The sequence below is a fragment of the Nonomuraea sp. NPDC049695 genome, from assembly GCF_040674955.1.
Classification (GTDB): Bacteria; Actinomycetota; Actinomycetes; order Streptosporangiales; family Streptosporangiaceae; genus Nonomuraea; species Nonomuraea helvata.
The window spans coordinates 163,961-171,653 of record NZ_JBFANV010000013.1 but is presented as its reverse complement, the minus strand read 5'-3'; the positions used below and the strand labels follow the sequence as shown (position 1 = coordinate 171,653).

Annotated in this window: 7 protein-coding genes; 2 read left to right on the top strand and 5 right to left on the bottom strand. The window is 71.4% G+C overall.

All coding sequences use genetic code 11. The features are described 5' to 3' along the window. The 5 genes from AB0J64_RS14995 to AB0J64_RS14975 all read right to left on the bottom strand — a co-directional run. The coding region (locus AB0J64_RS14995) for a beta-ketoacyl synthase N-terminal-like domain-containing protein (RefSeq protein ID WP_364026213.1) at positions 1 to 347 on the bottom strand (347 nt) is incomplete at its 3' end. Beyond that, positions 347 to 1,408 carry a ketoacyl-ACP synthase III family protein gene (locus AB0J64_RS14990; protein ID WP_364026210.1) on the bottom strand — a complete coding sequence of 354 codons (1,062 nt, stop codon included), beginning with the start codon at positions 1,406 to 1,408 and terminating at the stop codon, positions 347 to 349. The genes AB0J64_RS14990 and AB0J64_RS14995, both read right to left, overlap by 1 nt. A 47-nt stretch (positions 1,409 to 1,455) precedes the next feature. Then, positions 1,456 to 2,499, bottom strand: a complete 1,044-nt coding sequence (locus AB0J64_RS14985) for a ketoacyl-ACP synthase III family protein (protein ID WP_364026207.1) — start codon at positions 2,497 to 2,499, stop codon at positions 1,456 to 1,458. A 31-nt stretch (positions 2,500 to 2,530) separates the two neighbouring features. After that, positions 2,531 to 3,403: a phytanoyl-CoA dioxygenase family protein gene (locus AB0J64_RS14980; protein ID WP_364026205.1), complete on the bottom strand. Its 873-nt coding sequence runs from the start codon at positions 3,401 to 3,403 to the stop codon at positions 2,531 to 2,533. Continuing rightward, positions 3,396 to 4,934 (bottom strand): FAD-dependent monooxygenase, encoded by a 1,539-nt coding sequence (locus tag AB0J64_RS14975; protein WP_364026202.1) that lies wholly within the window; start codon positions 4,932 to 4,934, stop codon positions 3,396 to 3,398. The genes AB0J64_RS14980 and AB0J64_RS14975 overlap by 8 nt, the downstream gene beginning before the upstream one ends. A 258-nt stretch (positions 4,935 to 5,192) precedes the next feature. On the opposite strand from AB0J64_RS14975, the gene AB0J64_RS14970 reads away from it, so the two are divergent. Together AB0J64_RS14970 and AB0J64_RS14965 are read left to right on the top strand one after the other, a co-directional pair. Beyond that, positions 5,193 to 6,422, top strand: coding sequence for a cytochrome P450 (locus AB0J64_RS14970; protein ID WP_364026199.1), 1,230 nt, complete (start codon positions 5,193 to 5,195; stop codon positions 6,420 to 6,422). Between the two features lie 10 nt (positions 6,423 to 6,432). Then, entirely contained in the window at positions 6,433 to 7,386 is a 954-nt protein-coding gene (locus AB0J64_RS14965; protein WP_364026196.1) for an aldo/keto reductase, read from the top strand. Positions 7,387 to 7,693: the final 307 nt, after the last annotated feature.

Genomic DNA, 7,693 nt, shown 5'->3' with positions numbered 1-7,693 from the left:
AGCGAGGTCGGCGACACGCCGGCGTGCTCCAGCGCCTCCCACGCGGTCTCCATCACCAGGCGCTGCTGCGGGTCCATCAGCTCCGCCTCGCGCGGCGAGAGCCCGAAGAACTCCGCGTCGAAGTCGGCCACACCGTCCAGGAAGCTGCCGCGCGCGAGGGTGCGGCGCACCGCCGCCGCGTACGACGGGCCGCGGTCGGCATAGTCGCGCCAGCGGTCCTCGGGCGCGGGTCCGCTGGCGTCGCGTCCCTCGCACAGCAGGTTCCAGTAGTCGTCCGCCGAACCGACGCCGCCAGGCAGGCGGCAGCCGATCCCGATCAGAGCGATCATCTCGGCAGGTCGAGCCATCACGCATCGCCTCCACGTATCCGCGCCCACGTGGGCGACTCGAGAATCTCCACGACGGCGGCCGAGATGGTCACGCCCGGCCCGAAACCGAACATCAGCAGGTGATCGCCGGGTCCCAGGTCGCCGCCGCGGACCAGGTGCTCCAGCGCGAGGATCTGGTCGCTGGCCCCGCAGTGGCCGATCGTCCGGCCGAAGTCCCAGACCGACCGGGACGCCGGAATGCCCAGCCGGTGCTCGCAGATCTGGTCGGCGATCTCCTGGGAGGTGTTCATGCAGGCCACCCGGGTCAGGCCGTCCGCCTTGATGCCGGCCTCCGACAGGGCCTGGTCGATCACTTCGGCCATCCGCTCGTCCAGCGTCACCAGGACCGCGGTCCCGTCGCCCTCGACCACCGCGCGCCGCCGGAACACGTCATTGTGCGCCGCGAAGTCCACCGTGCGGCCCTCGGTGACGCCGGGCGGGAACAACGGCTCGGCGCAGCGGTGCATCTCCTCGGCCTGCGACACCGACATCGTGCACACCGACGCCAGCCGGGCGAACCCCGGTTCGGTGTCGAGCACGAGGGCGCTGCCCGCGTCACCGGCGACGGCCCCGGGCAGCATCCGCCACCGGTCGACGAGCGGGGTGCCGTAGTTGTCGGCGGCGACCAGCAGCGCCGCCTGGCGGCCGGGCGCCGCGCGCAGGTAGCTCGCGGCCAGCTCCAGGGCGGCGAACATGCCGTTGCACCCCTGCTTGAGCTGAGTGGACAGGACGCCGTCGCCGACCAGATGGCGCTGCACGTACGCCTGGGGCGGCCAGCCCTCCGGCCCCTGATGCCAGGTCGAGACGTACAGCAGCAGATCCAGATCGGTGGGGGAGCGCCCGCTGCGGGCCACCGCGCTCCGCGCCGCCCGTAACGCCATCTCCGGCGGCGGCACGTCACCGGCCACCGCGACCGCGGCGAGCCGGTGCAGCTCGGCCTCCTCGGCCGGGTACCAACCCGCCGCCACGGCGTGGTCCACGCTCACGGTGTCAGGAAGGTACGACCCGACCCCGCTGATGTACATGTCCGCCGTCTCCATGTCGCCTCCCGGGCTGGTCGAACTCGATCGTCGATGCACGCGCCCGCTTAGCCGCCGGAGGCGTACTCCCTGGGGATGTCGAGGATCCGCAGGACGGCGCAGGCCATGGTGGTGCCGGCGCCCACCCCGATGAGGAGCATGTAGTCGCCGGGTGCCAGCGCCCCGGTGGCCAGCAGGTGGTCGAGGGCGACGAACTGGTCGCTGACCCCGAGGTGGCCGATGCCGGCGCCGTAGTCCCAGGTGGTGTCGTCCAAAGTCAGTCCGAACCAGTTCACCAACCGGTGCTCCAGGTCGTCCCAGCGCCCGTGGGGCAGGGCCACGCGCGCCACCTCGTCGAGCGTGATCCCCGCCTCCTTGAGCGTGCGGTCGACCAGCTCCATGAGCGTCGTCTGGATCGCCAGCATGACGACGGAGCCGTCGCGGTCCAGCAGCCGCTTGCGGAACTCATGGTTGCGGGAGGCGAAGTCGAGCGGCCGGCCCACGGTCGCGTCCGGCGGCCACATCGGCACGCCGCCGTCGTTGACCGACTCGGCCTCCGGCAGCACGGTCACGTTGACCGACCGCAGCTCCGCGAAGCCCGTGTCCGTGGTGACCAGCAGCGCGCACCCGGCGTCGCCCATCACGTTGCCCTCGATCATGCGCCACCGGTCGACCAGCGGGGTGCCGTGGTTGTCGGCGCCGACCAGCAGCGCGGCGCCGCCCGGCCGCAGGTAGCCGGCGGCGAGCTTCAGCGCGCTGAACAGCCCGCAGCATCCGTGCCGCAGCTCGACCGCCAGGACGTCGCCGCCGACCAGGTGCTGCTGCAGGTAGAACTGCGGCTGCCAGCCCTCGGGCCCCTGGTGCCAGACGTCGGCGTACAGCATGAGGTCCAGGTCGCGCGGTGACATCCCGCCGGAGCGCTCGAACGCGTGCCGGGCCGCACGGAGCGCGAGCTCCGGAGCCGGCACGTCACCGGCCACCGCCGCGCCGCGCAGGCGGAAGTACTCCATCTCGTCGGCCGGGTAGCGGCCCTCGGCGACGGCTGTCTCGATGCTGACCACCGGCGGCAGGTGCACGCCGATACTGCGCAGGTAGATGTCGGGTGTGCGCAATCTGTGCTCCTTCAGCGGGGCAGATCGGACCTCACTGGGGGCCGGCCGTCGCGGCAGGGTTCTCCGGGCCGTCGCGGAGCAGCAGCATCGGATCGCTCAGCTCGTACAGGCCGCACATGGGCGGGCAGGCCTCATAGCCGAGAAGCCGCTGGATGTCCTCCGGGTAGCCGCGGACCGTGTCCAGCGGCAAGGACAGGTAATGGTTCTCCTCCTGGCGGAGATTGCCGAGGTCGTAGGCGTACGACAGGCCGGTGCGCGGCGCGTCGGAGGCGTTGACGCCGGCGCCGTGGTACGTGCTGCCGAGCCAGAGCAGCGCGGCGCCGGGCCGCATCTCGGCGGGGACCGCCTCGTCGTCGCGGGGCGCCCGCTCGTCGTCCCACAGGTGGCTCCCCGGGACCACGCGGGTGGCGCCGTTGCGCGCGGTGAACTCGCTCGCGGCGATCATGACCTGCACCCGGCTCTCCGGACCCGGGTGGGTACGGAGGTGGGCCGTGTCGTCCCGGTGCAGCCCCTGGATCGGCACACCGGGCCGGATCTGGATCGCCCGCGAGATGCCGAGCTGGATCGTCGGGACCAGCTCCACGCGCTGCGCGCCGAGCCAGGCCTTGACGGGGCGCTGCAGGAAGTGCCGCGCGCTGCCGAGGAAGTGCGGCTGTCGCATGATCGTGATCGAGTGCCCGCTCCGGCGCACCAGCCCCGGCAGGATCCGGGTCTTCTCGCCGACCAGCCGCCCGTCGCCGTCCGCCTGGCGTTCCAGGTCCGGGCCCAGGTCGTCCCAGAGGCCGCGGAGCGTGTCTGCGTCGAGGAAATCCTCGATGATCACCGCTCCGTCGTGCTCGACCACGTCGATCGCCTCGTCGACCGTGGCCGACACGGGCAGTGTGGTCAGCTTGGAATCAGTCATTGCCAGCCTCCTGTCCGGGTGCGCCGAACCATCGGGTGAGAGCGTCCCGCAGCGATGCCGGGTCGGCGGGCGTGCTCCAGGCGACGAAGCCGTCCGGCCGGATCAGCAGGGCCTCCGCCGGGGCCTGCTCGCATTCGGCCGTGACCACGTCGACCCGGTCGGCCCAGGGTTCGGCGAGTGCGCGCAGCTCGGGACCTGCGCCGAGGTCGAGCAGCAGCGGCCGCCCGGTGCGCTGCAGTTCCGCGACCCGTACGGTGTCGCCGGCGCGCCGCAGCCGCAGGTCCGGGCTGTAGCGCCCGACCAGCGGACCGGTCAGCGACGGGTCGCCCATGTCGTAGCGGATGTGCAGGTCGTCGACCAGGGAGGTGAGCTGCCGGTTCGCCTCGTCGCGGAGCAGCAGCTCCCTGAGCAGCCGGCGCAGCGCGTCGACGTACGGGCCGGGCCGCATCAACGCGATCGAGGCACGCTGGATCTCCAGCGTCTGCTCGCCGATCGGGTGCCGCTCGGAGGTATAGGTGTCGAGCAGGTCCTCATGGCACCAACCGCGCGCGACCGCGGCGAGCTTCCAGCCGACGTTGAGTGCGTCTCCCATCCCGAGCCGCAATCCCGGGCCGCTCCAATGGGAGTGGACGTGTGCCGCGTCGCCGACGAGCAGCACCCGTCCGCTGCGGTACGTCTCGGCCTGCCGCGCGTTGTCGGTGAACCGGGTGATCTTCTTGACCTCGGTGACCTTCACCTTGGTGCCGCTGAGCCGGCGCAGCGCCTCCTGGAACTCCTCGAGCGTGATGGGCGCGTCCCGGTTCGCCGGTGGGCCGTCGAACTCCAACGTGATGAACCGGGGTGGGCCCTCCTCGTACACGAGGAGTCCGCCGTCCTTGCGGAACCAGCCGGGGAGGTGGAATCCGGGGTCGTCGATCTCGGCGAAGGCCCGGTATCCGGTCGTGACGCCGTCCGTTCCGGGAAAGGCGATGCCGGACAGCTTACGGACCACGCTCCGGCCGCCGTCGCAGCCGGCGAGCCATTCCGTCTCCATCCGGTACGGCCCGTCCGGGCCCTCGACGTCGATGAGCACCCGGTCGTCGTCCTGGACGAAACCGGTGACCGTGTGGCCGCGCCGTACCTCGATGCCCAGCTCCGCCGCGCGCCGCGCCAGGTCCTCCTCCAGGAGTTGCTGGGGCACCAGCAGGTCGGGGGACTCCGGGCGGAGCAGGAACATGGTGGCGAAATGCCGCGCGCCGGGGAAGGCCTTGGGGAGCAGGCTGTCCGGCCGTCGCTCACCTTCGGCGACGCGTGCCCGCTCCTCTGACGTCGGCGGCCTGGGGAGAGCGTCGGTGACGCCGATCATGAGACCGCGACGGTCCATGATGTCGATGGCCCGTCCGGTGATGCCCTCGGCCTTCGGCCGCCATTCGATCTCGGGCAGTCGTTCGAGCACGACCACCGGAACGCCGTGCAGGGCCACCTCGCACGCGAGCAGGAGCCCTACCGGGCCTGCACCGACAACCGCTACCTGCGCATCCAGATACGCCATCAACACCTCTGCTGGGGAAGACCGAGACTGCTGAAAGAGCTGCCGGGTTGCCGATCACAGACCGGGGATACGTACCGCGGTCTCGCAATCCGGGCGTTGACAGATGGATCTTCGGACGGTCAGCGCCGATGCTAATCGGATGATCCATAAATAACTAGTGGTGTCATTTTTCGGACTTAACGGTCATAATCGTCAGCGCCGATGATCAACAGCGTGCCGGGACGACCCCTGCCCGGTACGCGGATGGGAGATTGCCGGATGAGTGACGGTCAGACGGCCCAGCCGTTGGAGACCGACCGACCCACCCCCTTCGACCCGCCCGTCAAACTGCGGGAGCGAGCCCCGCTCAGCCGGCTCGCCTATCCCGACGGGCACATCGGCTGGGTGGCGACCGGGTACGGCGTCACCCGAGCCATCCTGGCGGATCCACGCTTCAGCACCCGGCGCGAGCTGCTGCACCAGCCGGTCGGCCGCGAGCGCGCGCACCAGCGGCCGACACCCGCGCCGCCGGGGATCTTTCCCCACATGGACCCGCCAGAACACACCCGGTACCGCCGCCTGCTGGGCCACCATTTCGGGCCTCGACGCGTCGCCGAGCTGACGCCCGCGATCCGGCGGTACACCGCGGAGGCGCTCGACGCGATGGCGGACGCAGGGCCGACCGCCGACCTCGTCACGTCGTTCGCCATGCCGATCCCGGCGCTGGTCATCTGCGAGCTGCTCGGCGTCCCGCCGCAGGACCGGCACGTGGTCCAGGCCGCGACGGCGGTGATGAACGACCTGGACTCCACGCCGGAACAGACCGCCGACGCCGTGGGGTCGATCATCGGGGTCATACGCGGCCTGCTCGCGCGCCTGCGCGCCGGGGCCGGCCCGTCGGACGACGGGCTGCTGGCTCACGCCATGGCGACGGGCGACCTGAGCGACGACGAACTCGGCAACCTCGGGATGGTGCTGCTGGCCACCGGCCATCTGCCGACGTCGAGCATGCTCGCGCTCGGGACGTTCGTGCTGCTGACCGACCCGGCCCAGCGAGCCCGCCTGGCCGCGGACCCGGAACTCGCGGAACCGGCGGTCGAGGAGTTGCTGCGGTACCTGTCGATCCTCCAGTTCGACGTACGGCGCACCGCGCTGGTCGACGTCGAGATCGGCGGCGAGGTCATCGCCACCGGCGAGACCGTGGTGCTGGCGCTGCCGGTCGCGAACCGGGATCCCGAACGCTTCCCCGACCCGGACACACTGGACGTGGCACGCCCCGCGACCGGGCACCTGGCGTTCGGGCACGGTATCCACCAGTGCCTCGGGCAGCACCTCGCACGGACCGAGCTCCGCATCGCGCTGACCGCGCTCCTCGAACGCTTCCCCGACCTGCGCCTGGCCGTTCCTGCGGCCGAGGTGCCGACCCGTGACCGCATGGCGGTGTACGGAGTTGACCGGCTACCGGTCACCTGGGGCGCTGCTCCGGCGGACCGTCCCGACGAAAGGTGACTTCGGAATCATGCGTTACAGGACCTTGGGCGCCTCGGGACTGCGGGTGTCAGTGGTCGGGCTGGGCTGCAACAGCATCGGCGCGCGCCTCGACGTGGCCGGCACCAGGGCGGTGGTGGACGCGGCGATCGAGGAGGGTGTGACGCTCTTCGACACCGCCGAGGCGTACGGCGCGGTGCACGGCGCCTCCGAGGAGATCCTCGGCGAGGTGCTGGCCGGCCGGCGGGACAAGGTGGTGCTGGCCACCAAGTTCGGCAGGCCTGGCAACCGCCCCGATCCCGGGCAGGGCGAGGCGCGCGGGACGCTGGGCGGCCGGTCGTACATCAGGCGGGCGGTGGAGGGGTCGCTGCGGCGCCTGCGTACCGACTACATCGACCTCTACCAGTACCACGTCCCCGACGGCGTCACTCCGATCGAGGAGACGCTGGATGCCCTGACCGAGCTGGTGCGTGAGGGCAAGGTGCGCTACATCGGCAGCTCCAACTTCGCCGGCTGGCAGATCGCCGAGGCCGCGCACGTGGCCCGCGAGAGAGGGTGCGCGTCGTTCGTGTCGGCGCAGAACCACTGGTCGCTGCTGGAGCGTGGCGCCGAGCGCGAGGTGGTGCCGGCGGCCCTGCACTACGGGGTCGGCGTGCTGCCGTACTTCCCGCTGGCCCACGGGCTGCTGACCGGGAAGGTGCGGCGCGGGCAGGAGCCGCCGGCCGGGACCCGGCTCGCGGAGCGTCCCCACCTCGTCACGCCGGAGAAGCTGGACCGGGTGGAGACGCTGGTTTCCTGGGCCGACAAGCATGACCGGTCACTCCTGGACGTGGCCATGGGCGCGCTGGCCGCGCTGCCCGGCTGCGGCTCGGTGATCGCCGGTGCGACGGGCCCGGATCAGGTCCGCGCCAACGCGGCCGCCGGCGACTGGGAACCGACCGCCGAGGAGCTGGCCGAGATCACCGGGTTGGTGCCGCTCTCCTGACAGAAGCGTCCTTCCAGCGGGCCGCGCGATCGCTGTCAGGTCCGCACCGATGTGGCCGATTCCGCGGTGATGTGGCCATGCACCAGGTCGCGCAGTAGGTCGATGCTCTCGGGGCACGACGTGGTCGGCCCGTCGCTCGGGTCGCTACCAGGGGCAAGGTAGCGCTGAGTAACGAGTTGACATAGAAGTACTCACCGGGCATCGCGACCTGCGAAAACCTGGTCGCCGTCGCTATCACGATGTCCGGCGCCCGACTCATTCTTGACCGTCCGGACCGAAACCTAGGAGCGGCGCGGGCAACTACCAC